The following is a 24,353-nucleotide window of genomic DNA, read 5'->3' as shown; positions in this document are numbered from 1 at the left end:
ACGGCACAATGCGGCGCGCAGGCAGAAGGTCGACCATGCGACCCATGCGTGAAGGGGAAGCCAAGCGAAGCAGCCGTTCGACCGGGGCGGGTACACGCCCTGAAACGGCGGACCTCACGCTTGCCCGGGCCTGCGGCGGAACGTCCGCTCGCCAGTCCTGCTGGTGCCGCGCTTAAGCGCAATTGCGCAGGAAAGCAAGGAAATTGCGCGGAAGGGTTGCAGGCTTTCCAAGTGCGGGCCTCTCGTTCTATCACGATGGCATGCACCACCGCCTTGCCTCCGCGCTCTTCGCCGTCTCGCTCCTGCTCCCCGCCAGCGCATTTGCCGCGCCTGCACTGACTGCGCCTGACAGGCGCATGGTCGCCACGGTGGAGGCGAACGAGGCGCGCGATCTCGCCCTGCTCGAGAAGCTGGTCAACCAGAACTCCGGCTCGCGCAATATCGCCGGGGTCAAGGCCGTGGCCGCGATGGTGCGGCCCGAATTCGAAGCGCTCGGCTTCACCGTGAAATGGCTGCCGATGGAACAGACCGGGCGCGCCGGGCATCTTGTCGCCACGCATACCGGCAAGCCGGGAGCGAAACGCCTGCTGCTGATCGGGCACCTCGATACGGTGTTCGAGCCGGATTCACCGTTCCAGACTTTCACGCGGCGGGGCGATTTCGCCAGCGGCCCCGGCGTGGCGGACAACAAGGGCGGCGTGGTCGCCATGCTCGCTGCGCTGCGAGCGATGGCAGCGGCGGGCACGCTCAAGCAGGCCAACATCGTCGCCTATCTGACGGGCGACGAGGAAGACGCCGGCGATCCGCAGTCCGCCGCGCGCGCCGATCTGATCGCCGAGGGCAAGAAAGCCGATGTCGCACTCGATTTCGAGGGCCTTGCCCGCGATGCCGGGCCGGATGGCAAACTTGTCGACATGGGCTCGATCGCCCGCCGCTCGGCCTATAGCTGGACCATCGAAGTCACCGCGAAGTCCGGCCATTCGAGCGGCGTGTTCGGTGCCGATGGCGATGGCGCGATCTATGCCCTCGCGCGCATGCTCGCCGCGATCCGTGCCGAAGTGCCCGAGCCCAATCTCACGCTTAATGTCGGCATGATCGCGGGCGGCGCGGAAGCTGCGTTGGCCGCTGATCAGGCCCACGTCACCGCCACGGGGAAGACCAACATCATCCCGGCCAAGGCCGTCGCGCGTGGCGACTTGCGCACCCTTTCGCCCGAGCAGAACACCCGTGCGCAGGAAAAGATGGCAGCAATCGTCGCGCGCGCCTTCCCCGGTGCCACCGCCCGGATCGTGTTCGAGGATGGCTACCCGCCGATGGCGCCGACCGATGCCAACCGCGCGCTGCTCGCCCGGCTCAACGATGTGAACGCCGCGCTTGGCCTTCCCGCGATGGCCCCGCTCGATCCGCTCAAGCGCGGCGCGGGGGATATCAGCTTCGTCGCCGCCGATGTGCCGGGCCTCGTCGGGCTTGGGCCCGCGAGCAAGGGGGATCATACCCCGGCGGAGACGGTCGATCTCATCAGCCTCACCCTGCAAGCCAAGCGCGCCGCGCTCCTCATGAGCCGGCTGGCGGCGGAAAAGCGCTGATGGACCATCCGCCCAGCCCCTGCACCGGCACCTGCACGCTCGATCCGTTCACGAAGCTGTGCCGCGGCTGTGCGCGCACGATCGAGGAAATCATGGCCTGGCCCACCGCCAGCGCCGCGCAGAAGCACGCCATCCTCGGCGCGTTGGGCGATCGCCTTCAGAGCGTCAGCGTCAGGTCGAAATAACCGTAGACGCTGTTGCCGCTCGCCGGAGCATTGGGCGCATCGCGCAGGACCCCGTGCTTGAACAGCACTGCGCCGCCCGTCTCGGCCTGCAGCAGTGCGGGCACGAGCCAGTGCCGCACTCTTGCCTCGGCCTGATGCCCGGCAAAGCGCCCCGAAGCGCCCTTCGCATCGCGCACGCCAGTCGTCGCAAAGGCATCGCGCGGGTTTTCGAGCCACATCGCGCGGTAGGAGACCATCACGTCGGTCTGCTTGTCCGGCTCCGCTTCCAGCCGCAGCCCGGGTGAAATGATGTTGGTCCGCTGCAAGGCACCATAGAGCGCCGTCGGCCCGAAATCGAAGCGCCGCGCACCATAGAGCGTATCGAACCGGCCATAGTGCCCTGCCTTGCCGCCATCGCCGCTGGCGGCGTCAATCAGCGCGGCGAGGCGCGGCGTCCACACCGCCTTCACCGTATAGCCCGCCTCGGCATGGAGGAACCACGCCGAGACATCGAGGTCTGCGGTATCCGCCGCCAAAGCGCTGCGCCGCGCGGTGCCGAACTGGTAGGCGCCTTCAACGTCGTGGTCCCACTTGCCCGCCTGCGGCCGCGCGAAGGCCCGCGCGCCGAGGGTCCACAGCCGGCGGTTGCGCGTCTGCCGGTTGTCGCCGTCCCGCTCGGCCAGTCGGTAGCCATAAGTCTCGAGCGTCCCGCCCAGCACATGCCGCAACGTGGCATGCGCGCCGAAGAACTGGACGCGGGTGGTTTCCAGATCGACCTTCACGCGGTTGTCCCGCAGCCCTTGCGCATCGTCGGGCCGGCGGATCTGGGGCATGGTCCAGAACGCTTGCAGCCGCGTGCCGCCCTGCGTGGTCCATTCCAGGTTCGCGCCGGTAAAGCCGTTGGTGGTCTGGCGAAAGCGGTTGCGCGCGACCAGCCGCCGCGAGCCGATATCCATGGTCTGGCGGCCCAGCGTCAACATGCCGTGTCCGACTTTTGCACCCTTGCGCCCATCGCCCAACTCGATCCTGGCATAGGCCTGCACGAGTTCGAGCGTGTTGACCTCCGATGTCGTGATGCTCGAAGTCGGCCCCTCGCCATAGGCGCGCGCATCCCACAGTTCGCCCCCGAAGCGTACCGGCCCCGCATCGTATTCGATGGCGAGCGTGGTGCGCAGCGAAAAGAGCGAATCCGCAGCGGCAGGGCTGGGGCGGAACTGCCCGTCGATTCCCTCGACCCGCGCGCGCACGGTCGCGCTGATCGAAAGCTCCTCGGGCGCCCCCAGCGCTTCGGCGAGGGGGCCGGGCTTTGCCGAGGCAGGCACGGCAGCAGCAAGCGCGGCCAGCGCCGCAATGGAAAGGGCTCTCTCGGTCAAGGTCGCTTCCAAGGTTCCGGGGCGCGTCCCCTCCCGGTGTCGGGTCGGTGCGTGAACGCGCCGTGCCGCGCATAGAGCATCCGGCCGCGCCGTCCAACCGGGCTTGCCGCCCGTGCCAAACGGTCCTAGGGCCGCAGGCAGTCACTTGGGGAGTAGCCGCTGCGCGTCCCGCGCGCAGTCCCCCCGTCCAGCGGACGGACGCGTCAACATGCTTGGTCGAGAGGCCATGGCGCAGGCGGCAGGCACGGAGCGTTGACGTTCCACCTGCCGGGCGAGACCAATGGCACCGTATTTCCCTGTCCGGCCGGGCGGGGGAGGCCCGGTGCCGTTGTCTCGATCAGCTCGCCCGGCCCCGGAACATGTCCATGCTCGAAGCTCTGTTCACCTCCACCGCGATCGTCGCCCTCGCCGAGATCGGCGACAAGACGCAGCTCCTCGCCATCGTGCTCGCCGCGCGGTTCAAGCGGCCCCTGCCGATCATCGCCGGCATTCTCGTCGCCACGCTTGCCAACCATTTCCTCGCCGCGATGGCGGGTTCGCTTGCGGCCGGGTGGTTCGATGGCCGTGCCTTCCGCTATGCGGTCGCCGTCGGCTTCCTCGCCATGGCGGCCTGGACCCTGGTGCCGGACAAGTTCGATGATGACGAAGCACCCGCCGTCTCGCGCGGCGGCGCGTTTCTCACCACGCTCGTCGCGTTCTTCCTCGTCGAGATGGGCGACAAGACGCAGATCGCCACGATCGCGCTCGGCGCGCGTTTCCACGATGCGCTGGCGGTCACGGCGGGCACCACGCTTGGCATGATGCTCGCCAATGTGCCTGCGGTGCTGCTCGGCGGCGAACTGGTCAAGCGCGTGCCGCTGGGCGTCGTGCGCACGGTCGCCGCGCTCCTGTTCGCGCTGCTGGGCCTTTGGCTCCTGCTCGCGACAGCGGGAGTCATCTAGCTTTCCTCACCCCAGCCGGCACATTGCGGATCGCCGCTGACCACCAGCCGCCGCAGCGCCGCGCGTGCCAGCCGCTCGGTCTCGGCCTTGCGGCGCGCGGCGGCGAGGGGGAGGCTGGGGGCAGGGCGCAGGATCTCCGCATCATAGCCATCTGCCACGATCACTCCGCACAGGTCCGGCCGGAACGCCGGTGTTTCGAGGCACGCGCGGTCGAGGTGCGGGGCAAGCCCCCAGTAGAACCGGTCGCAGTACTCCAGATAATCCGGCCACTTCGCATCACCGAGGAGATCGGCGCGCGCCACCTTGATCTCCACGATCACGATCCGGCCCTTGCCATCGATCCCCATCAGGTCCGCTCGCCGGCCGGAGCGCAGCGGCATTTCGGGCAGGCACCAGATCCCGTTGCGCGCAAAGAGCCGACCGATCCCGCGCGCGACGGCCTGTGCCTCCCGCTCGGCGGGAACGGGCGTGGCAGCGGGGAGGGCCGAATCGAGCATGGCCCCAGTTTAAGAACAAAAATGGAACAAGGGAAGAGCGCTAGCGTTCGATCCCCAGCGGCGGGATCAGCGCGAGCAAGCCCGCGCGCGCCGTGTGGAATTCCTGCCACAGCGCCAGCGCCGCCGCGCTTGCGGGCGCGCCGCTGCCATGCAGTGCCAGCAGCGCGGCAAGACCGGGTTCGAGAATAGCGGCCAGATCGTCCACGCCCTGTTCGGCCAGCCGATATCGCCAGCCGCCCGTATCGCGCATCATCGCGGGAAAATTGCGAATCTCGGGCGAACGGTATTCGGGCGCAATTCCGGCAAGTTCGCCGATCGCCGCCGCCGCCTGGTGTACCGCCTTCCACTTCATTGCCATCTGGCTCGCCGCCGCGCGGCCGCCAGCGCGATTCGCATCGTGAGAGGGGGGGCGAGTGGCCATGCGGGGGAGACTATCCCCGCGTCCGCTACCAAATCGCTAAACCGCAAACTTCTGGTTACGATCCGCTGGCAATAGAGACCCTGGCCATAAACCACTGGCCATAAACCACTGGCCATAAACCACTGGAATGCCGCGCGCGGCGCTGCTAGGCGGTTTGCCCAGGCACCCGTAGCTCAGCTGGATAGAGCGCTGCCCTCCGAAGGCAGAGGCCACAGGTTCGAATCCTGTCGGGTGCACCACCTTTCAAAACCCTAGCGGCAACCGGTCTAATCCTTACGGAATGCGTACGGAAAACAAGCGTATGCGAGGATCAATGCACGGCAAATGAGCCCTGCCAAGTTTGCTTGCAGCGGCTCTGTCGGCTTCGACAAGCAGCCGACGGGACATAGCGGACGTATCGCCAAGTCCTTCGTGAGCCGGAGAAGTTTGATCCCGGGCCTCATCTGCAGATCATCAGCGAACGGGAGATGTGCGCCTTGCCAAGCGATGGCAAGGCATTCTTTGGGGCAAATGTGTCATTCATGAAGGCGCCGGCCAACGACAGCTTCAGGGTTGTAGCCGACATCCACGGCGTGTCGGGATGGCTCCGCTCTGGGCCTGCGGCTGGACCGAGTCCGGTCACGAAGGAGAAATCGAGACTGCGGAATGCGCTGGGCGCATTGCGCGGGCGCCGATTCGCGAGCGCCGATTCGCGAGTGGGGGGGCCAACTTTGGCTGTCGGTCGAAAATTGAACGCCGCAGCATCGGAAAAGTCGGACCAAGTAGCAAAAACGGCGGTCACGATGCACAAGATGTCGCCATGCCAGCGCCATCGATTCCCAGCAGCCTTCTCACAGGCCTTCTCGGGCCTGGGCGTGCGGCTGCCTTGCTTGCAGCCGGGAATCTGCCGCTCGACACAGCCGAGATCGACCATCTCACGTTCTGGCGCCTGCTGCGCGACAATATCGTGCGCACGGGGGATGAGCACCATGCACTGGGCGCCAATGTGGTTCCCGAGGGCAGTTTCGAGCTCCTGCTTGCCGCCATGCGGCTTGGCACCAATCTCGCGGACGGGTTGGAACGCCTTGCCGGCGCCGCGCGCATTCTCCGGCCCGATCTGGGAATTGTCGTCAACCGCCGACGCCATCTCGTCCTGCAGTTTGCGCCGGGCGCGGTCCGCAGTGTGCAGCAGGCGCTTTATGTCGAGCTGATCGTCGTTGTGATCCACGCCGCCATCTGCTGGATGACCGGCAGCGTCTTCCGGCCACGCGCGATCATGGCGGCGCCTTGTGCCGAAGCCGGTTCGGGCGCTGTATACGCGCTGCTGGGCACACCGATCCAGCGGCGCGGCAACGGCGTTGCCGTGCACTATGCTGCTGCGGATGGAGCCCGCACCTTGTCGGCTGAAGCCTTCGATCTCTGGCCGACGCTGGTTTTCGAGGCCTATCGCCAACTGGCAAATTCGGCGACCGATGCATCTGCGGCAACGGCGGACCAGGTGAGAGCGCGATTGCTGATGGGCCGCGTCGATCAGGCGACTGTGGCCCGGGAGATGGCCATCTCGGTCGCGTCGCTGCGCCGGCGTCTCGCGGATGAAGGCCATCGGTTTCGTGATCTCGATCGCGAGGTGCGCCAGTCGCTTGCGCGGGACGGCATCGTGGCCGGGCGCAAGACCGAAGATATCGCCAGCGATCTGGGCTATTCGGAAGCCCGCAGCCTGCGCCGGGCCGCCAACCGCTGGTTCGGCAAACCTCCGACCGGCTTGCGGCAGATGCCGATAGATTGAGCGAAATTGTCCGCCCGAACGGCAGCGCTGCCGTCCTTCCGCACCCGCTGATCCGCGATCTACACTCCTGAAAAACAACAGGGGAGGATCGTTCATGCGCAATCATCTGCTTATTGTGTCGACAGCGGCCACGCTGGTTTTCGCGCCGGATCTGGCCGCACAGCCGGTGACCTCCGCGGCCCCGGCGGCGCAAGACAATGCCGCCGACATCGTCGTGACAGCAGAGCGACGTTCCTCACGCGTACAGGACGTTCCCATCGCGATCTCGGCCTTGTCCGGCGATGCATTGCGCGCCGCTGGCAACAACGGGCTGTCCGATCTGGCCAAGCGTGTCCCAAGCCTGACCTTCGCGCAGAGTTTCGGCATTGCGCAGGTCTTCATCCGCGGCGTGGGCAACAACTTCTTCTCGCCCGGCGGCGATCCCGGGGTCGCGACCTATGCCGATGGGGTCTATCTGTCCGATCAGGAAGCCACTGCGGTCGCATTTCTCGATCTCGAACGGGTCGAGGTCCTGCGCGGCCCCCAAGGCGCGCTCTATGGGCGCAATGCCACGGGCGGTGCGGTCAATCTGGTTTCGGCAGAGCCGGAAGCAGCTTTCGCCGGACGTGTCGGCTTGCGGGTTGGTGATTTTGGCCGGATCGAAGCGGACGGCTTTGTCACGGGCGACATCGGCGGCGGCGTTCTGGTGCGCGCAAGCGGACAGGTGCGGCGGCTGCGCGGCTATGCCCGCAACGAGCTTACCGGGCCTGGGCTGCCAACGCGGCTTGATGGCGAGAAGAGCTTTGCCGGGCGGCTGCAGGTCCGTGTGCCGATCGGGGCGGGTTCGCTGAGGCTGATCGCGAACGGCTACACGCAGGACGATGTGGGCCCGGGGTTGAAGATCCTTGCCGATCCCTTCCCCCAGCCTGCGCAGTTCCTTTTTGGCGTGCGCCCATCGGACAGCCCGCGCAACTTCAAGAGCCAGGTTTCGGCGAACAAGCGCGACGTGTGGTCGGTAACGGCCGCGCTCAAGCAGCCCCTTTCGAACACCATCGATGTCAACCTGATTGCCGACTACCGCCATTCGAAACGCGCGATCACCTATGATCAGGATGGCACCGAGCGCGAGGTTTCGCGCACCACACTCGATACGCGCAGTCATCAATGGAGCATCGAGAGCTATCTCCAGGGGCGTTCTGGTGGGTTCGATTGGCTGTTCGGCGCCAACTACCTCGAATTCGAACAGACCCGGGTGACGACTGTGCCCGGCCTTCTGCCGGCAGCTTTCCTCGATCCGACCCTGCCGCTCACCCTGCCATTCCCGTTCCGCTTCGATGGCGGCGGCACGATCCACACCAAAGCATGGGCGGGCTATGCGGATGGTTCGCTGAAGCTGTCGGACACGATCAAGCTGCGACTTGGCGGACGGTATAGCGACGATGCCAAGCGGGCGGATGAATTCCTGACGTTCCTTGCGCCGACCATCCGCGGCACGCAGGCCAAGTCCTGGGGCCAGTGGTCGGGCAAGGCCGGGATCGACGTGACACCGGCCAAGGGCATCCTGCTCTACGGTTCGGTCGCGCGGGGCTTCAAGTCGGGCGCGCTCAACGTTGGTGCCTTTACGCCAGCGGTGAAGCCGGAAATCAACGTGACCTGGGAGATCGGGGCAAAGCTCGAAACGGCGGATCGCCGGGCCCGGTTCAACCTCGCTGCGTTCACCAGCAGCTACAAGGACCTCCAGATCGTCCAGATCGGCCCGATCAGCCAGATCCTGGCCAACGCGGCTGATTCCACCATCAAGGGCATCGAGGCCGAGGCAAGTTTTCGCCCGGTCAGCGGCCTGACGCTGGGCGCCACGCTTTCCTACCTCGACGCGCGCTTCGGCAGCTTCTCCGCGACCGATCAGCGGCGCGCCTTCCAGCGGTTCGATCTGACCGGGAACCGCTTGCCGCTGACGTCGCGCTGGCAGGGCAGCGTTTCGGCGGGGTACGTGCTGCCGCTTGCCTCCGGTGCCACCATCGGGGTGGACGGCGCGGTGCAATTCCGTTCGGAATACTTCTTCACGGAATTCAATACCGACGATGCCCGGCAGGGCGGCTTTGCCCGCTTCGATCTCGCGGCCAACTGGACCAGCGCCGATCGGCGCTGGAAGGTTTCGGCGTTCGGCCGAAACCTCTCCAACGAGCGGGTGCTGGCTGGTCTGGCCGTTGTCTCGCCCTTGCTCGGATCGGTCAGGGTCGCCTCGCTCGAACCGCCGCGCACGTTCGGCGTTGCGCTTGATATCAGCTTCTAGGAAGTGATGCCCATGGCCGATCGCCCCGATCTTGACCGCATCTTTGCCCACCTCGCATCGCCGCCCACTGCCGGGGACAGCCCGCTGGCGGCGATGCGCGCCATGGTCGAAGACTACGGCATGGGTGCCTCCGGTGAAGGATTGGCCGCGTGCCGCCGTCTGCCGATCATGATTGGTCCGCTCGAGGCCGAATGGCTGGTGCCGCACGGCGCCTCGACCAGCCAGCGCATCGTGCATCTGCATGGCGGTGGCTGGTCTGCCGGCTCGATTTCCAGCCACCGCGCGTTCGCGGCCGAAATCGCTTACCGAACCGGGCAGGCGGTGCTGCTGCCGGCCTATCGCCTGGCGCCTGAACACCCGTTCCCAGCCGGGCTCGACGATGCGATGGCGGCGCTGGCCCATGCGCAGGTCATGGGGCCAGAGGGACAAGGCACTGCCCGAGTGGCGGTTTCGGGGGATTCTGCCGGCGGGAATCTCGCCGTGGCTGCCGCTGCCCGCTGCATCGAAGAAGGATTGCAGGTGCCACATGCGCTCTGGCTCGTGTCACCGTTTCTTGCGGCGGACTTGCCGGCCGATCGATTTGCCGCGCCGCTCAGGGATCCGGTGGTGGACCCGTTGTCCACGGCGGGCGTGGCGCAGATCTATGCTCCGGGGGTGGACCTGCTCGACCCCAGAATCTCGGTCCTGCGGACCACTGCCAAAACGCTGGCAGACTTTCCGCCAGTGCTGCTTCAGGCAAGCGGCGCAGAGGCGCTGCGCGAACAGGCGGTGCGATTTGCCGATGCGGTCTGGCAGGCGGGTGGCTGGCTCAAACTGAGCCTGTGGCCGGGTATGCCGCATGTCTGGCCGGTCTTTGTCGGGATCCTGCCGGAAGCCGAACAGGCGATCATCGAAGCATCGGAGTTTCTGAAACAGCCGCAGCCGTAAGCCCGCTGGATGCGAACATCACTTCGGCAAAAGTGGCGCGCGCTGGTAGGTCTTGATGGCCCCGCTTTCGACCGTCGCCGGGGTGTTTGCGTCGCGGGCTTCGTGCGCGCGCTTCCATACGCCGAACAGGCCCATGATATGGGGCGGATCGCCGTGGATCTCGGTGAAGCCGCCGTTCAGCGAGCGGGTGTCGAAATAGGCGGCATTCACTTGATCGGCGTAGAGTTCGGTCGCGAGCGCATAGCCCATGTCGAGCCAGCGCTGGCGCTCGGCGGCGAAGTCGGAAACGAGATAGGCGATGTGGTGGAAGCCTTCCTCGCCGTCCCCGTACATGTCGCGGTAGATCGACGGCTGGTCGTCATGCTGTTCGATGAACTGGATCATCGTATCGCCGAGATAGCCGAACGCGTAGGAGACATCGGCCTCGACCGCGGTGCCGCGATAGGTGAATTCCTCGCACCGATGGTGGCGCGCCATGAAGAAGGGCCCGGCGCCAAACGCCTCCGCCCACTTCTCCGCCGCCGCGTCGATGCTCTTCACGAAATAGGCATGCTGAAACAGCTGGCAGGACCGGGTCATGCGATCACTCCTTGCAGAACGCGCTCCGGCTTTCCGAAGCGCCTTGATCGATAACCCCGTAACCGCGCGTCGTCTGCTGTCAGAAGCGCTTGGTCCGCCCGGCTCAATCCGCAGGCATACCGAGCTCCGCCGTCACGCTGGTCAGGGCATCGCGGTTCAGCGCGGCAGCGCGCGCTTCGCTGTCCGCCTCGGTATAGCAGCGCAGTTCGGGCGCGTTGCCCGATCCGCGCAAGTGGATGATCTCGCCGCTGCTGAACGTCGCGCGGACCCCGTCGGTCGTGTCGATGATGGTCGCCTCGCCGGCAAAGGCCCCGAATAGCCGCGTTTGCAACGCCAGCTGCTCGGCCGCCGAACCCGCCTTCAGCATGGCGAAGAGCTGCTCGCTGAGTGCCGGGGGAAATGCCTGAAGCCGGTCGCTGAACGTGAAGCGCTGCGGCAGGCTCGCCAATTGCTGTGAAACGCTCCCGCCTGGTGCGGTCAGCACCAGCAGGATCGGCAGCACCGCATCGCGCGTCGGCAGTGCCGTGGTCGTCCCGCCGCCCGCGCCGGTGATGTCCGAGCCGAGCAGGAAGCCGCCGTTCGCTTCATAGCCGCAGACCACATCGGATGGCGCGTGCTGCTCCTCGCTCATGGCGGCGATCACATAGGGCGAACCGATCCGCGTGCGCCGGCAGCGCGGGAACAGGTGCGAAAGTTCGAGCGCGGTGTTGCTGCTGACGGGCGTGACAACCGCCGACGCGCCGACGCGGGCTGCCGAAAGGATGCCCAGCACATCGCCGCGCATCCAGGTGCCGGTCTCGTCCGCAAGCAAGGGGCGGTCGGAATCGCCATCAGTGGAGACGATGGCATCGAACGTGCCGCCGCGCGCCCAGTCCCGCGCGAGGACGACGTCTTCATCGCGGATCGCCTCGGTATCGACCGGGATGAACGTATCGGAGCGCCCGAGCAGCTCGATCTCCGCGCCAAGCTCGCGCACGATGCGGGCGAGAATGTCGCGCCCTACTGCTGAATGCTGGTAGATCCCGACGCGCTTGCCGCTGAGCGCGCCCGGCCCGAAGTGATCGAGGTAGCGCTGGACATAGGCGGTCTCCACGTCGGTGACGGGCGGCAGCGTTTCCGCCTGCGTCAGCATGCCCTCCGCCGTGAAAGTGCCCTCCGGCAGCGGGACCGGCTGGGCGGACATCCCGGCCTCGTCCGTCTTGAGCACTTCTCCGGCGGGCCGGTAGAACTTGATGCCGTTGCGGTCCGCCGGGATATGGCTGCCGGTGACCATCAGGCTGGGCATGCCTTCGGCGAACCCGTAGAGCGCCAGCGCCGGTGTCGGCACATAGCCGCAGAACATGGGCACGCCGCCGCAATCGCGGACAGCGCGGGCACAGGCTGCAAGGATGCGCGGCGTGCTGGGGCGCAGGTCTCCGGCAAGGGCCACGCGGCCGCCGGGCTGGAACTCGCCAAGGCCGGAAAGGTACGACAGGAACCCGCGCGTATAGCCGTAGCAGACCCGGTCGGTCATCGCGACGACGGTGCCCCGCGCGCCGCTCGTCCCGAAAGCCACGTCGCTCTCGGCCATGAGGTCCTTCACCGTAATCTGCGCCATGCGATTGTCCCGATCCGTTTGCCTGCACCGGATCGGTGCAGGTGCGTGCACGCAGCCCGATCGCAGGGGCGCAGATGCACGATGCTCTTCGCCTGCCGCGCCGCAAGGTTCAAGACCCAAGTCGTGCGGCCCGTCGCAGGTCATGCTCCAGGCAGTATGCTCCGCGCGGTGTGCTTGGGCAAAATGGCGGGCGGGGCCGGTTTGTTCCCGCAGGGCAGCCTGCCGCCCGGTGCCGGTCGTCGGCGGAGCGCCTCTAAAGCGGCTTGCCCATGCGGATGATCGGGACCTTCACGCCCTCGCGCGAGGTGGCCTCGACCGCCTCGATCTGAGTATAACCACAGGCCTTGTAGAGCGGCAGGCCGGCCAGTGTTGCCATCAGCTCCGCACGGCTGAACCCGGCCGCGCGCGCGGAATCCTCGCACAGGGCCATGATCCGTTTGCCGATGCCGCGCCGGGCGTGGGCGGGATCGACGTACATCGCGCGGATCTTCGCGGCGTCCTTCGCCGGATCGAGTGGCAGCGGTTCGCGTGCCACGATGCTGTCATCCCCGCCGAACAATGTCGCCCGCCAGCTCCACCCCCCGCAGCCGACGAGCGCGCCCCCATCGAGGATCATGAAGTAGGTGCGGTCCTTCACCAGCTGGGTATCGAGCCCCATGATCTGGTGGCTCGCCTTGACCTGCTCGGGGGTGAGGAAGCCGTGCTGCAGTTCTTCGATGGCGCGCGTCATCAGCGCGCGCAGACGCGGCAGGTCCTCCTCCTGCGCGAGGGCATGGGTGAACGCCATGGCATCAGTACCCGGCCACGCTGCCCACCGGCAGGCGCGGATCGATTGCGCCGTAGAGCCGGTCGCGGCCAACTGGCGGCTTGCCCAGCGCTGGGCTGCCAACGAGGATCGCCGCGACCTGGTTCCAGTAGTCCATTGCTTCCAGCTTGTGCCCCTTGGCCTCCAGCGCGGCGCGGGTTTCGGCGCTCAGCGCATTGGGCTCCATGAAGATCACATCAGGCAGCCACTGCGCATGGATGCGCGCGGCATCGGTCGCTTCGGTCACTGTCATGCCGTGGTCGATCACGTTGAGCATCACCTGCAACACGCCTGTCGGGATATGGCTCCCGCCCGGGGTGCCGACGACCATGGCGAGCTTGCCGTCCTTCGTCACGATGGTCGGCGTCATCGAGGAGAGCGGCCGCTTGCCCGGGGCGATGGCATTGTTGGCACCTTCGACGAGGCCGTACATGTTGGGTACGCCAGGCTTCGACGAAAAATCGTCCATCTCGTCATTGAGCAGGATGCCGGTGCCGTCCGCCGTCACCCGCGCGCCGAACCAGTCGTTGAGCGTGTAGGTGAGCGATACGGCATTGCCCGCAGCATCCACGATCGAAAAATGCGTGGTGCTCGCGCCCTCGTGGCTCTGCCCCGGCACGCCGAGCGAGACGGACGGTGTGGCCTTGTCCGCCGCGATGCCGGCGCGCAGCTGCGCCGCATAATCGGGCGAGATCAGCTTGGCGACATCGGCCTTCACGAAGCCGGGATCGCCGAGGTTGACGTTGCGATCGTGGAAGGCGCGGCGCAGCGCTTCGGTCAGGTAGTGGATGTTCTGCGCCGAATGCCAGCCCAGCTCACCCATCGGGTAGGCGGAGAGGATGTTCAGCGTCTCGCACACCACGACCCCGCCCGAGCTCGGCGGCGGGGCAGAGATGACGTGATAGCCGCGGTAGTCGCATTCGAGCGGCGCGCGCTCGATGGCGCGGTAGGCGGCGAAATCGGCCTTGGTCAGGATGCCGCCGTGCGCCTTGCTCGATGCGGCGATCTTTTCGGCGATCTCGCCCTTGTAGAACACGTCCGCGCCCTTGTCGGCGATCAGCTGAAGCATGCGGCCAAGATCAGCCTGCACGAAGCGATGGCCCTTCTCCCAGGGCTTGCCATTGTCGAGGAAGATGGCGGCACTTGCCTGATCCCTGGCAAAATCCTCCGCCCCTTCGGCGAGGAACGTCGCATCGCCCTGATCCATCACGAAACCATCGCGTGCCAGACTGATGGCCGAGGCCATGAGGCGCGCGCGGGGCAGGGTGCCGAACTTTTCGCGCGCGAGTTCAAGGCCCGCGACCGTGCCGGGCACGCCGACGGCCTTGTGACCGCGCGTTGAAAGCAGCGGGATCACCTTGCCCGCCTTGTCCTGATACATCGTTGGCGTGGCCGCTGCGGGCGCGGTCTCGCGAAAGTCGATGAAGCTGGTGCGGCCATCGGCAAGGCGCACCGTCATGAAGCCGCCGCCGCCGATGTTGCCGGCCTCCGGGAAGGTGACCGCCAGCGCATAAGCCACCGCGATGGCCGCATCGACGGCATTGCCGCCGTCCTTGAGCACCTCGACCCCGGCATCGCTCGCCAGCCGGTGGGCGGAGACGACCATGCCATGCTCTGCGCCCACCGGCACTTGCGATGCGGCCATGAGCGGCGCGGGCAGGCTGGTGCCGGAAACAAGGGAAAGTGCCGCGAGGGCGGTGATTGCGGTCTTGCGCAGGGCCATGGTCGGTATCCTCTCGGCCCTTCCTCTGCCCCCGCCGGAAACAAAAGAAAAGGGGCGGGGAAGCCGAAACTTCCCCGCCCCATCTCGTTTGGCCAGTTGGGCCGAACTCAGTACTTCACGCTCGCACGGACGTACCAGAAGCCGCCGTTGAAGCCGAACGGACCGCCGTTACGCGGATAGATCTGGCCGTCGCCGGTGCTGCCCGTCAGCGTGTAGATCGGGTTCGAGGTCGAAGCCTTGATCCGGTCGGGCTTGGTGTTGAAGATGTTGTTGCCACCCACGGTCAGCTTGAAGTTGTCCATGAAGGTGTAGCTCACGTCCATGTCAGCCGTGACCTTGGCACCGAATTCCTGGCCCGGATAGTCGCTCTCGACGCGCCACTTGCCGAAGTAACGCGCAGCCGCGCCGACCGAGAACGCGCCCATCGACCAGTTGCCCTGGAGGTTGAGGCGGTGCTTCGGAGCAAGGTTTTCCGCGTCGCTGCGCTGGGCATCGCCGAGCGTGTTGGCGTCGAACTTGGTCACCTTGTTGCGGTTGTAGTTGTAGGCGAGCGTCAGGTTCAGCTTGCCGCCGGCCAGATCGGTCCGGTAGCTGCCCACCACGTCGACGCCACGGGTGCGGATATCGAGCGAGTTGGTGAAGAACTGGACGTTGCCGCCCACGCCCACCGAAGCGAGCTCAGGCAGTGCCGCGATGTTGGCCGCGCTCACCACGAATGCCTTCGAGATGAAGATGCGGTCGGTCACCTTGATCTGGTAGCCGTCAACCGTCAGCGTCAGCGCGCTCGAGGGCTGGAACACGAAGCCCACGCCGAAGTTGGTCGACTTTTCAGGCTTCAGCGCCTTGGCACCGAAGAACTGCGCCACGTCGCTGGTCACCGGGAAGGTGCCGACCTGCACCGAGTTGCCCTGCAGGAAGTTGGTGGTCAGCACCGCGGTGTTGTTCTGGCCCGGGGTAGGGGCGTGGAAGCCCGAACCAACGGTGCCACGCAGCGCGAACTCGTCGGTCACGTGGTAGATGCCGTTGAACTTGTAGACGAAGCGGCCACCGAACGAATCGTAGTGCTCGTAACGACCGGCTGCACCCAGCGTCAGCTGCTTGGTCACGTCGGCTTCTGCGCCCACGTATACGCCATAGCTCTTCTGGTGGCTGGTGCCGGCATACTTCGGCGAAGTGCCGCCGTAGCCGCTGGCAGCCGGATCATACGATGCGGTCTGTTCATCTGCGGGGGCATACACACCCGGAGCGGTCTGGATGTAGAGATCGTGGGCAATCGCGTAGGGGCCGGCGCCGTAGGACTGGAAATCGCCTTCGGTCGAGGTGTAGCTTTCGCGGCGGAATTCCGCACCGCCCGAGAACGTGATCGGGCTGGCGAGGCCAGCTTCGACCGCGTAGGTCAGGTCGAGGTTGGCGTCGAATTCCTTCTGGATCAGCTTGCCAAATTCGAAGCTGGTCTGCGAAGCCTTGCCGAACGACGGGCTGATCGAGTTGTACATCGACAGGTCGAGCGAGTTGCGGCTCAGCGAGGCCGAGAGGTCATAGGTGAAGCCGCCGTCGGTCTTGCCCTTGTAGCCCATCGTGCCGATGGCCTGATCGGTCTTGCCCACGAAGATCGGCGTGAAGCCGCCCGGGTAGATCGAGGTCAGGTTGAAGACATTGCTGTCCTTGACATAGCCGCCAGCCGGGCAGGTGGGGTTACCGGCCGGGCACTGCGTCTGGTAGTAGGGGGCCTGGAAGAAGTTGCGGCCACCGATGGTGCCGGTCTTCAGCGTGCCGCTGCCATCGTCGTATTCGAAGCTGCTCGAGCCCTGATACGAGGAGCGGAAGTTGAAGCTCTGCTCGGCCCGGGCGTGCGCGAAGTTGCCGAAAGCATAGATCTTGCTGTTGTCGGTCACGTCATACGCGGCGTTGACGACAGCCTTCCAGCCCTCGCTCGGCGAGTTGCCCCAGATCTGCGCGGGCAGCGGAGCGAACGGCAGCTTGTCGGCCAGCGAGGGGTTCTCGGCGGCGAAGCGCGCGGCGATCGGGCGGGTCACACCGCGGCTGGTGCGGCCGTCGTTGTTGTATTCACCCGAAACGTTGATGAAGCCACGGTCCGACTTCAGGCCGGCGTTGGCAGCCACCTGATAGCTCTTGCCGTCGCCGGCATAGAACTGGCCATAGCGGCCGACGAGCTCGAAGCCGCCGTTGTCGCGCAGTCCGTAGTTCAGCACGCCCGCGATGGCGTCCGAACCGTACTGGGCGGTCGCGCCGTCGCGCAGCACTTCGAGGCCCTTGATCGCGATCGCCGGGATCGCCGAAATGTCGGGGCCTTGCGAGCCGAACGAGAGGCCGGTGTCACCGCCGTTGTAGACCTGCACGAGGGCCGAGCGGTTGTAGCGCTTGCCATTAAGCATGACGAGCAGCTGGTCGCCCGGCAGACCGCGCAGCGAAGGCGCGCGCACGAAGGTCGAGGCGTCCGAAATCGAGTTCTGGCCGACGAAGAACGAAGGCACGAGGTTGCGGACCGAGTCCAGCAGGTTCGCGGTCGGCTGCGAGCTGATGTCAGCCGCGCTGATCACGTCGATCGGCGAAGCCGAGTCAGCAACGGTGCGGTCGGTACGGCGGGTGCCGATGACGACGATGCTCTGCGCAGCGGCGGCATCGTCAGGAGCTGCAGCAGCTTCCTGCGCAAAGGCGGCCTGCGGAGCGGCCACGCCGGCAAAGGCGGCAGCCGAAGCAAGCAGCGCGCCGCGCAGGGCGAGATTGGAAAGGTTTCGCACGATAGGGTACCCCCTGAATTGAGCAGCCGGGCACTATGGTGCCCCCCCGGCCTGCCTCTGGATGAAGCGAGCTGTGGATATTCCTTCGATTGAAAGTGTAAACTGGTTTGCAGGGCAATCCGCATGCCGCAGATGCGAAACCAGACATTGTGTGACATTTTTGCTATTATTCGATGCGGCGCTGCCACAGACGTTTTTGCTAGGGTTTGAAGACCTTAAGCGCCATAGCGCCTACTCGCGCAGGGCCTCCTGCGAGATGCGGATGAGCGGGCCGAGTATGTAGTTCAGGATGGTCTGGCGGCCCGAACGGATTGCCACTTCGCCGGTCATCCCCGGGATAACCGGCATGCCCGCACCGAAGCTCGCGCGTCCCGCATCAAGCCGCACGCGGTAGTAGAGCCCGCCGCGCGGGTCCTGGATCGCATCGGGAGAGACATCGACCACCTTGGCCTCGAGCGAGCCGTAGACCGTGGAATCGTAGGCCGAGATCTTGATCCGGGCAGGCAGGCCGGGCCAGATGTTGCTGCGGTCCTTGGGCGCTATGCGCGCCTCGATGATGACCTGGCTGGCGGCGGGGACGATCTCCGCCACCGGTTCACCGCCACGGATCACCCCGCCTGCCGTGCGCACATTGAGCCGGTTGATCACGCCATCGACCGGCGCGCGGATTTCTTCGCGAGCGACGCGGTCCTGCACCGCGCCGAATTGCTCGTCGGCCTTGGCAAGTTCCAGCCGCAATTGGGCCGCCTGCGCGCGCATCTGTTCCATGTCGCTCGCCCAGATCTCGCCCCGCCGCGCGGCGGATTCGCCAAGGCCTGCGGAGGATTGCGGAATCTGGTTGGCCACATCGGCGATGCGCGTGCGCAGCGAAAGCAGCGCCGCGCGCTTGTCGAGCACGTCGCGCTCCGAAACCGCATCCTCGGCATAGGCGCGCTCCAGCCTTGAGAGCTGCTCCATCGCCAGCCGTTCCTCATTGCGCAAGTTGGCGAGCCGCGCCTGAAGCGAGCCGACTTCGGCCGACTTTGCCCGCGCCTGCTGGTTGATCACGCCCACCTGGCTCATCCGCTGCGCCCGGCGCGAGGCGAACAGGCCGGCCTCGCTCGCGGCCAGCTCGGGGGCCTGCGCGGCGAGCTCCGGTGGCGGGGAGAAGCTCCCTGCACCGGCAATCTCGGCATCGAGCCGGGCGAGGATGATGCGCTTGGCGACCAGATCGGTCCGCGCGCTTTCGATCGCCGCGCCGGTCGAGGCATTGCTGATGCGCATCAGCACCTGGCCCTTGCGCACCCGCTGGCCTTCCAGAACGAGGATTTCCTTCACGATCCCGCCTTCAAGGTGCTGCACCAGCTGGTTTTGCGCCATCGGCAGCACGCGCCCCGCGCCGCGCGTCACCTTGTCCACACAGAACAGCGCCATCCACAGCACGACGAGCACGAAGGTGATCGCCAGCGCCCTGAGCAAGCGCGAGGGCGCGCCGATCCCGATCCGCGCGCTCCATGGCAGCGCCGCGCCGATCGGCTGGCTGGCAAGCGCAAGCTTGCCAGCCAGCACGTCCTCGGCCTCGCCGGGGCGCAAGTCGTCGAACAGGCTGCCCCCGCCGAGAAAGACGATAAGGGATTGGCGAAGGCGCGCGAAGCGCATGGCAGGACCTCGGTCAAGGCAAGAGTGTTGCCGAGAATTTACCGTTCATTATCCTCGTTTCAGCTTGCCGCCGGGCTACGCGCAGTCCCGTAGGCCCCGCTTTATCCGGCGTTTTCCATAAGCTGGCACTCCCGGCGCGAAAGCAGGGTAAATGCCATGATCGAACCGCCATCCGTCCGGCCGGAAGCCCGCCGCGCAGGTTTATTGGGCCGGTTCTTCCGCCGCAGCCCGCCGCCGAGCCCGCAAGGCCAGCCCATGGTCACGCCGCTCCCGATGCTCGCCGCGCTCAAACTGCTGGCCGCCGCGCGGGGGGCCAAGCCCAACTGCGGGGCGCTGGGCGCGGCACTGCCGATGGCGCAGGAAGCGCTGGCCACCAAACTCGCCCCGCTCGCGCTCGCACGGATCGGCATCGAGGCGCACTGGCGCCCGATCGGCCACCGCGTGCCCGAAGCTGCAGACCTGCCGCTGGTCCTGCCCTTGGCGGGTGGCGGCGCGGTGCTCATCACCAGCCGCGCCGAGGAGCATGTCATCGTGCGCGATGCGCAAGGCGAGCAGGCGCTGCCTTTCGCGGCCCTGCGGCCGCTGCTCTGCGGAGAGGCGCTGCACAGCGGGCCGGTCGATCCGGTGAATGGCGCCTCCGACGCACACGAGCGCGATCTCATCCGCCGCAATCCTCGGGCCTGGCTGCTCGGCGCCTATCTCGCCGAGCGTCGCCCGCTGGGGCAGATGCTGCTGGCCAGCGCGCTGCTCAATCTCTGCGCGCTCGCGATCCCGCTCTACATGCGTGCGATCTATGATCGGGTGGTGCCCAATCTCGCGATCGAAAGCCTCTGGGCGCTGTCGATCGGGGTCGGACTCGTGCTGGTCTTCGAACTGCTGCTCAAGAAGATCAAGGCGCGCTTTGTCGAGGCGGTGGCCACGCGCGTGGGGCAGGCGGTGCAGCACCGCGCGGTCGTCACCGTGCTGCGCGCCCGCGCGCCGACGCAGGGCATGGGGTTCAGCGCGATGCTGACTGCCTTGCGCGATCTTGAGCAGCTTTCGCTGCTCGTACCGGGTGCCATCGCCACGGTTTGCGTCGATCTGCCCTTCGTCGTCCTGCTCTTCGCGCTGATCGCGGCCATCGGCGGGTTCACCGTGCTCGGCCCCATCCTCGGCGCGCTGGGCCTCGTCCTCGTCGGCATGGTCTGCAACTATGCGCTGAAACTTGCCAGCCGCCGCGCTTCGAAGCTCGTCCAGGCGCGCAGCGACCTGACCGCCGAACTCACCAGCGGCTGGACCACGATCAAGGCCAACCACGCCGAAGGCCTGTTCGAAGGCCGCTGGGACGTGATTTCCGATCATCTTGCCATGGCAGGCAAGCAAGCGCGACACTGGACCGAACTGCCCGCTTCCACCTCGGGCCTGCTCGTCCAGTTGGTCACCGTGATGGTCGTCGTGATCGGCGTGCTGCAGATCAAGGCAGGGGTGATGACAACCGGCGCGCTGATCGCCGTCGTGCTGCTCACCGGCCGCGCGATGGTGCCCGTTGCCGCCACTGTCAGCATGTTCGCCCGCGCCTACCAGAGCCTCGCGCAGCTTCAGGCCTTGGCCGGCCTGCTCCAGACCGAGCCAGAGCGCGATGTTTCCGATCCCGCCGTCAGCCTTGCCCCGGTACGCGGCGCGCTCGCGGTCGCAGGCCTCTCGCACACGTTCAGCGGCAGTGGCGCGCCAAGCCTTTCAGGCCTCACGTTCAGCCTGCGCGAGGGTGAGCGCGTCGCGTTGATCGGCAAGTCGGGTTCGGGCAAGTCGACCCTCCTGCAACTGCTCGCCGGGCTCATCCCTGCCGGGCACGGGCTCATCACGCTCGATGGCCACGCGCTGGACCGCTTTGCCATCCCGCACTTGCGCCAGAACGTGATCTACAGCGCGCAGGATGCCATGATCTTCGAAGGCACTGTCTGGCACAACATCCTGCTCGGCATGCCCGAACCTGCGGCTGCCGTGGTAGACCGCGCGATCCGCTGTTCGGGGCTCGACAGTTTCGTCGCCCGCACTGCCGAAGGGTACATGCGCCAGGTCGGCCCGCGCGGCTCCGCGCTTTCGGGCGGCCAGCGCCAGTCGCTCCTCCTCGCCCGCGCGCTGGTGCGCGATCCCAGGGTGCTCCTGCTCGATGAGCCCACGGCCTCGCTTGATGTCGCCAGCGAACAGGCGGTGATCGCCGGGTTGGCCGAAGCAACGCGGGGCAAGACGCTGGTCGTCGCAACCCACCGCCTCGCGCTGCTCGAGATCGTCGACCGCGTGATCTGGCTGGAGGAAGGCCGCATCGTGGCAGACCGGCCCAAGGCCGAAGTGCTCGCCCAGCTGGCCAGTCAGAATGGAAGCCAGAATGGTAAACAGGCCCATAGGGAAGCTGCCTGAGCAGCCCCGGCCAGACCCCTTAAACAGACCACCTTATGGCCGGTTAAGCATGGCAGAGCGCCGTTCCGCGCGGCCACCCCAAGGAGCATGACGTGGCAGGCGCATCCGCCGAAGGCGAAGTCAATCACTGGCCGGCTTTCGTGGACGTGCTCACCACCGTGATCATGGTGGTGACGTTCCTGCTCGTGATCATGAGTGCGGCGGTCATGCAGCTTTCGCAGCGCGTCATCGCCAATTTCAAGCAGCAGATGATCCAGCAGGAACAGCAGCAGAAGCGTACTGGCAAGGACGGCAAGCCCGTCGCCTGCGCGCCCGGTGCCGCGCCGGTGCTGTCTCCGCGCGATGCCGAAGCCGGCACCTCGGTCTCCGAACTCGGCGCCGTGCTGCGCTCCCCTACCGTGACCGACGGGGCCGAGCGCCTTTCGATCCGCACGCGCGACACGCCCGAGACGCTGAAGCTGCAGGTCAGGGCGGTGGAACAGCCGGACGATGCCAGGGGCGTCGAGGTCACGACTGCCGATACCCTGCTCAAGGTCGGCTTCACGCCCAATGCCGCGACCTATGACGATGCCAATTCCGCCCGCGTCATCAGCTTCATCAAGAGCAAGGCCCGCGCCGGAATGAAGTACGAGATCTGGTCCTTCGCGCCCCAGACGCGCTCGGTCTCCGAAGCGCAGCGCGTGGCGTTCTACCGCGCGGCGATGACTCGCAATCTCCTCCTGCGTGCCGGCCTCGCCCCCGGCGATGTCACCACCCAGATCCGGGTTACGGACGCGGCCTCGTCTGATGGGCACATGGTCCGCGTGGTGATCAAGCCATGACCGCCACCGGAACCTCCGCCGTGGAAAGAAAGCTCCGCGCCGAGTTCCTCAAGATGACCGTCATCATCGCGGTCCTCGCCGGGCTCGGCATCTATGCTCATGAGTTCGTCATCGACGGCGTCAAGGCCAAGCTGGCGCTCAACCTGTCGATCTTCGCGATCTTCGGGGTCGCGGCTGGGATCGCCTTCCGCAACGTGCTGTCGCTGCGTAACGAAGTCGTGGCGTTGCGCGCCCTCCAGGTCGATTACGGCGAGCGCGCCAAGCGCCCGCGCGATCCCTATGCGCAGCCCGCCGTGGTCTTCTCCGAGCCTGAACTGCTCGGGCTGGGGTACCGCCTGATTGCTGAGGAGCTCGGCAAGCAGGACCATCTCGAGATCGGTGCGGACACTGTCCAGACGCTGCTCCACGATGTCGACCTGCGCATCAACGATCGCAAGTCGACCATTCTCTACTTCTCCGGCCTGATGGTCTTCCTCGGCCTGCTCGGCGCGTTCATGGGCCTGATGAAGACCGTCCACTCGGTCTCCGACCTGATCGGCGCAATGGACGTTTCGGGCAGCGCCGGAACCGACAGCTTCGGCAAGATGATCGAGGGCATGAAGGCCCCGCTCAACGGCATGTCGGTGGGCTTCTCCTCGTCGCTGTTCGGCTTGATGACCTCGATGGTCCTTGGCGCGCTCGAGCGCTGCATGACCAGCGCGATGAAGGCGCTGCGCAATGAATTCGAGCACTGGCTATCGAACCTCGCCCAGCTCGAAGCCGGTCAGAACGAGGCCTCCGCCAGCCCGTCGCGCGATTTCGGCGCAGTTCGCCGCGCGATCGAGGCCGGTGCCGCCGAACTTGCCGAGTTGCGTGCTGCCATCACCGGCCTTGCCCAAGGCGCGCAAGCGAACAAGCAGGAGATCGCGGGCCTTGCCGGCGCGATTGGCGCGCTGAAAGATGCCGTCGCCGGCCTCTCCGATCCGCGCCAGCTGCTGCGGCCGGTCTCCGATGCCGTTGCGCAGCTGGCGCACAACCAGTCCGACATGCTTGCCCAGATTACCGCGCTGCATGAGGATGCCGCGGCCGACCGCGCGCATATCCGCGCGACGCTTGCCGCGCTCGGCGTGCTGGCAGAGCGGTCCGCCGTGCTCGATGGCGAAGAAATCCACCGTCAGCTCGATCGCCTGATCACCCTTTCCGGCGAAGCGCAGCACCGGCCGCACGCCGCGCCAGCGGCGGCAGAGCCACTGCCGCCGCCTTCCGCGCTGGCCCGCATCGGCGGCTGGCTCGGCCTCTCGCCGCGCCGCCAGTTCGGTGATGCGCGGGGGTTGCGCCAAGACGTGCAGGCGGGTCTCGCCGCCAACCGCCGCGCGATGCGCGCGCTGGCCGCGCGGCTCGACCGGCGGCTCGAGCGCCTCGCCGTCGCCTCCGCGCACCACCGTGACGCCATCGCGAGGCTTGAACTGCGCAGCGCCGAACACCGCGCTGCGTTCGAAACTTTCGCCGCCGCCGCGCTCCCGCCGGATGCCGCTTCCGTCCAGCTGGGCGATGCGCGCCTTGAAATGGAGCGTTTGCGCCGCCGCCTCGGCATGCGTTTCGAGCATTCCGCACAAGATCTCCCGGCGGCCGGCGAAGCCATCCCCAACGCCCAGCGCGGAGCATGACGATGGCGCTGCATTTCAACCCGTTTGGCCGCCGCCCGGTGTTCTCGCGCGCCGATGTGCGCCACGATTGCCGGATCGACGGCGAGATCGTGCTGACCGAAAAGATGGTGAGCTACGAGGGCCGCCTCATCAATCTCTCGCGCGGGGGGGCGATGTTTCGCCCGCGTCTTGCCTATCTGATGAACCGCCGCGGCGATGCCGTGCTGGTCCAGGCCGCTGGCCTCGCGCTTGTCGGCGAGATTGTCGCGACGACCCCGCTGGGTTTCGGCGTCCGGTTCGAGCAGCCGCTCGGCGATGACGAACTGGCGCGTCTGCTCGCCCACGGTGCGGCTGATCCTGCTGCTGCCTGAGCCCGGCGCAAGGCGGTGCAAAGCCCCGTCCTGCGGGGCTGCAAGCGCTATCCCCTAGGGTCTGCTTGCGCCGTAATTAACCACGCCGG

20 protein-coding genes and 1 tRNA gene are annotated in these 24,353 nt (G+C 66.7%); 11 read left to right on the top strand and 10 right to left on the bottom strand.

Annotated elements, in window-relative coordinates; all coding sequences use genetic code 11:
* Positions 1–260 precede the first annotated feature (260 nt).
* Entirely contained in the window at positions 261–1,586 is a 1,326-nt protein-coding gene (locus tag ACO06X_RS11130) for a M20/M25/M40 family metallo-hydrolase (protein WP_421836354.1), read from the top strand.
* On the top strand, positions 1,586–1,771 hold the full coding sequence (locus tag ACO06X_RS11125) for a DUF1289 domain-containing protein (RefSeq protein WP_421836353.1): 186 nt from the start codon (positions 1,586–1,588) through the stop codon (positions 1,769–1,771). Before ACO06X_RS11130 ends, ACO06X_RS11125 begins: the two co-directional genes overlap by 1 nt.
* On the opposite strand, the gene ACO06X_RS11120 is transcribed toward ACO06X_RS11125, so the two are convergent.
* Positions 1,744–3,123 (bottom strand): alginate export family protein, encoded by a 1,380-nt coding sequence (locus tag ACO06X_RS11120; protein WP_421836352.1) that lies wholly within the window; start codon positions 3,121–3,123, stop codon positions 1,744–1,746. The two genes, ACO06X_RS11125 and ACO06X_RS11120, sit on opposite strands and share 28 nt — an antisense overlap.
* Positions 3,124–3,488: 365 nt before the next feature.
* Between ACO06X_RS11120 and ACO06X_RS11115 the strand changes: the two genes are divergently transcribed.
* Positions 3,489–4,064, top strand: coding sequence for a TMEM165/GDT1 family protein (locus ACO06X_RS11115; RefSeq protein ID WP_421839888.1), 576 nt, complete (start codon positions 3,489–3,491; stop codon positions 4,062–4,064).
* Here the strand turns inward: ACO06X_RS11115 and ACO06X_RS11110 are convergent.
* Both ACO06X_RS11110 and ACO06X_RS11105 read right to left on the bottom strand, forming a co-directional pair.
* On the bottom strand, positions 4,061–4,561 hold the full coding sequence (locus ACO06X_RS11110; protein WP_421836351.1) for an MmcB family DNA repair protein: 501 nt from the start codon (positions 4,559–4,561) through the stop codon (positions 4,061–4,063). The genes ACO06X_RS11115 and ACO06X_RS11110 overlap by 4 nt on opposite strands.
* Before the next feature lie 40 nt (positions 4,562–4,601).
* Positions 4,602–4,982 (bottom strand): hypothetical protein, encoded by a 381-nt coding sequence (locus tag ACO06X_RS11105; RefSeq protein ID WP_421836350.1) that lies wholly within the window; start codon positions 4,980–4,982, stop codon positions 4,602–4,604.
* 162 nt (positions 4,983–5,144) lie between these two features.
* On the opposite strand from ACO06X_RS11105, the gene ACO06X_RS11100 reads away from it, so the two are divergent.
* Positions 5,145–5,221: transfer RNA gene (locus ACO06X_RS11100), tRNA-Arg, on the top strand.
* Between the two features lie 200 nt (positions 5,222–5,421).
* On the opposite strand, the gene ACO06X_RS11095 is transcribed toward ACO06X_RS11100, so the two are convergent.
* The gene (locus tag ACO06X_RS11095; protein WP_421836349.1) at positions 5,422–5,895 is read right to left on the bottom strand and encodes a hypothetical protein; all 474 of its coding nucleotides are present in this window, start codon (positions 5,893–5,895) and stop codon (positions 5,422–5,424) included.
* Between ACO06X_RS11095 and ACO06X_RS11090 the strand changes: the two genes are divergently transcribed.
* The 3 genes from ACO06X_RS11090 to ACO06X_RS11080 all read left to right on the top strand — a co-directional run bounded on the left by ACO06X_RS11090 (position 5,848) and on the right by ACO06X_RS11080 (position 9,946).
* Entirely contained in the window at positions 5,848–6,747 is a 900-nt protein-coding gene (locus ACO06X_RS11090) for a helix-turn-helix domain-containing protein (RefSeq protein WP_421836348.1), read from the top strand. The two genes, ACO06X_RS11095 and ACO06X_RS11090, sit on opposite strands and share 48 nt — an antisense overlap.
* A gap of 94 nt (positions 6,748–6,841) precedes the next feature.
* Positions 6,842–9,019, top strand: coding sequence for a TonB-dependent receptor (locus ACO06X_RS11085; protein WP_421836347.1), 2,178 nt, complete (start codon positions 6,842–6,844; stop codon positions 9,017–9,019).
* 12 nt (positions 9,020–9,031) lie between these two features.
* Positions 9,032–9,946: an alpha/beta hydrolase gene (locus ACO06X_RS11080; RefSeq protein ID WP_421836346.1), complete on the top strand. Its 915-nt coding sequence runs from the start codon at positions 9,032–9,034 to the stop codon at positions 9,944–9,946.
* An 18-nt stretch (positions 9,947–9,964) separates the two neighbouring features.
* Here ACO06X_RS11080 and ACO06X_RS11075 read toward each other — a convergent pair whose 3' ends face one another.
* The 6 genes from ACO06X_RS11075 to ACO06X_RS11050 all read right to left on the bottom strand — a co-directional run bounded on the left by ACO06X_RS11075 (position 9,965) and on the right by ACO06X_RS11050 (position 19,050).
* On the bottom strand, positions 9,965–10,525 hold the full coding sequence (locus ACO06X_RS11075) for a VOC family protein (RefSeq protein ID WP_421836345.1): 561 nt from the start codon (positions 10,523–10,525) through the stop codon (positions 9,965–9,967).
* 103 nt (positions 10,526–10,628) lie between these two features.
* A complete protein-coding gene (locus ACO06X_RS11070) occupies positions 10,629–12,122 on the bottom strand; it encodes a phosphomannomutase (RefSeq protein WP_421836344.1) in 1,494 nt (497 codons plus the stop codon).
* Positions 12,123–12,375: 253 nt separating this feature from the next.
* Positions 12,376–12,909: a GNAT family N-acetyltransferase gene (locus tag ACO06X_RS11065; RefSeq protein WP_421836343.1), complete on the bottom strand. Its 534-nt coding sequence runs from the start codon at positions 12,907–12,909 to the stop codon at positions 12,376–12,378.
* 4 nt (positions 12,910–12,913) lie between these two features.
* Positions 12,914–14,650 (bottom strand): gamma-glutamyltransferase, encoded by a 1,737-nt coding sequence (gene ggt / locus ACO06X_RS11060; protein WP_421836342.1) that lies wholly within the window; start codon positions 14,648–14,650, stop codon positions 12,914–12,916.
* Positions 14,651–14,757: 107 nt separating this feature from the next.
* Positions 14,758–17,412: a TonB-dependent receptor plug domain-containing protein gene (locus ACO06X_RS11055; RefSeq protein WP_421836341.1), complete on the bottom strand. Its 2,655-nt coding sequence runs from the start codon at positions 17,410–17,412 to the stop codon at positions 14,758–14,760.
* A gap of 231 nt (positions 17,413–17,643) precedes the next feature.
* Positions 17,644–19,050 carry an HlyD family type I secretion periplasmic adaptor subunit gene (locus ACO06X_RS11050; RefSeq protein WP_421836340.1) on the bottom strand — a complete coding sequence of 469 codons (1,407 nt, stop codon included), beginning with the start codon at positions 19,048–19,050 and terminating at the stop codon, positions 17,644–17,646.
* A 156-nt stretch (positions 19,051–19,206) separates the two neighbouring features.
* On the opposite strand from ACO06X_RS11050, the gene ACO06X_RS11045 reads away from it, so the two are divergent.
* The 4 genes from ACO06X_RS11045 (at position 19,207) to ACO06X_RS11030 (ending at position 24,264) form a co-directional block, all read left to right on the top strand.
* Positions 19,207–21,447, top strand: coding sequence for an ATP-binding cassette domain-containing protein (locus tag ACO06X_RS11045; protein WP_421836339.1), 2,241 nt, complete (start codon positions 19,207–19,209; stop codon positions 21,445–21,447).
* A gap of 92 nt (positions 21,448–21,539) precedes the next feature.
* The gene (locus ACO06X_RS11040; RefSeq protein WP_421836338.1) at positions 21,540–22,268 is read left to right on the top strand and encodes a hypothetical protein; all 729 of its coding nucleotides are present in this window, start codon (positions 21,540–21,542) and stop codon (positions 22,266–22,268) included.
* 20 nt (positions 22,269–22,288) lie between these two features.
* The gene (locus tag ACO06X_RS11035) at positions 22,289–23,914 is read left to right on the top strand and encodes a hypothetical protein (protein ID WP_421836337.1); all 1,626 of its coding nucleotides are present in this window, start codon (positions 22,289–22,291) and stop codon (positions 23,912–23,914) included.
* A 2-nt stretch (positions 23,915–23,916) separates the two neighbouring features.
* Positions 23,917–24,264 (top strand): PilZ domain-containing protein, encoded by a 348-nt coding sequence (locus ACO06X_RS11030; protein WP_421836336.1) that lies wholly within the window; start codon positions 23,917–23,919, stop codon positions 24,262–24,264.
* Positions 24,265–24,353 lie beyond the last annotated feature (89 nt).

The sequence above is a fragment of the Novosphingobium sp. genome (genome assembly GCF_965229225.1).
Lineage (GTDB): Bacteria > Pseudomonadota > Alphaproteobacteria > Sphingomonadales > Sphingomonadaceae > Novosphingobium.
Note: the sequence above shows the minus strand (reverse complement) of the source record. Positions and strands in the feature narration are given on the sequence as shown.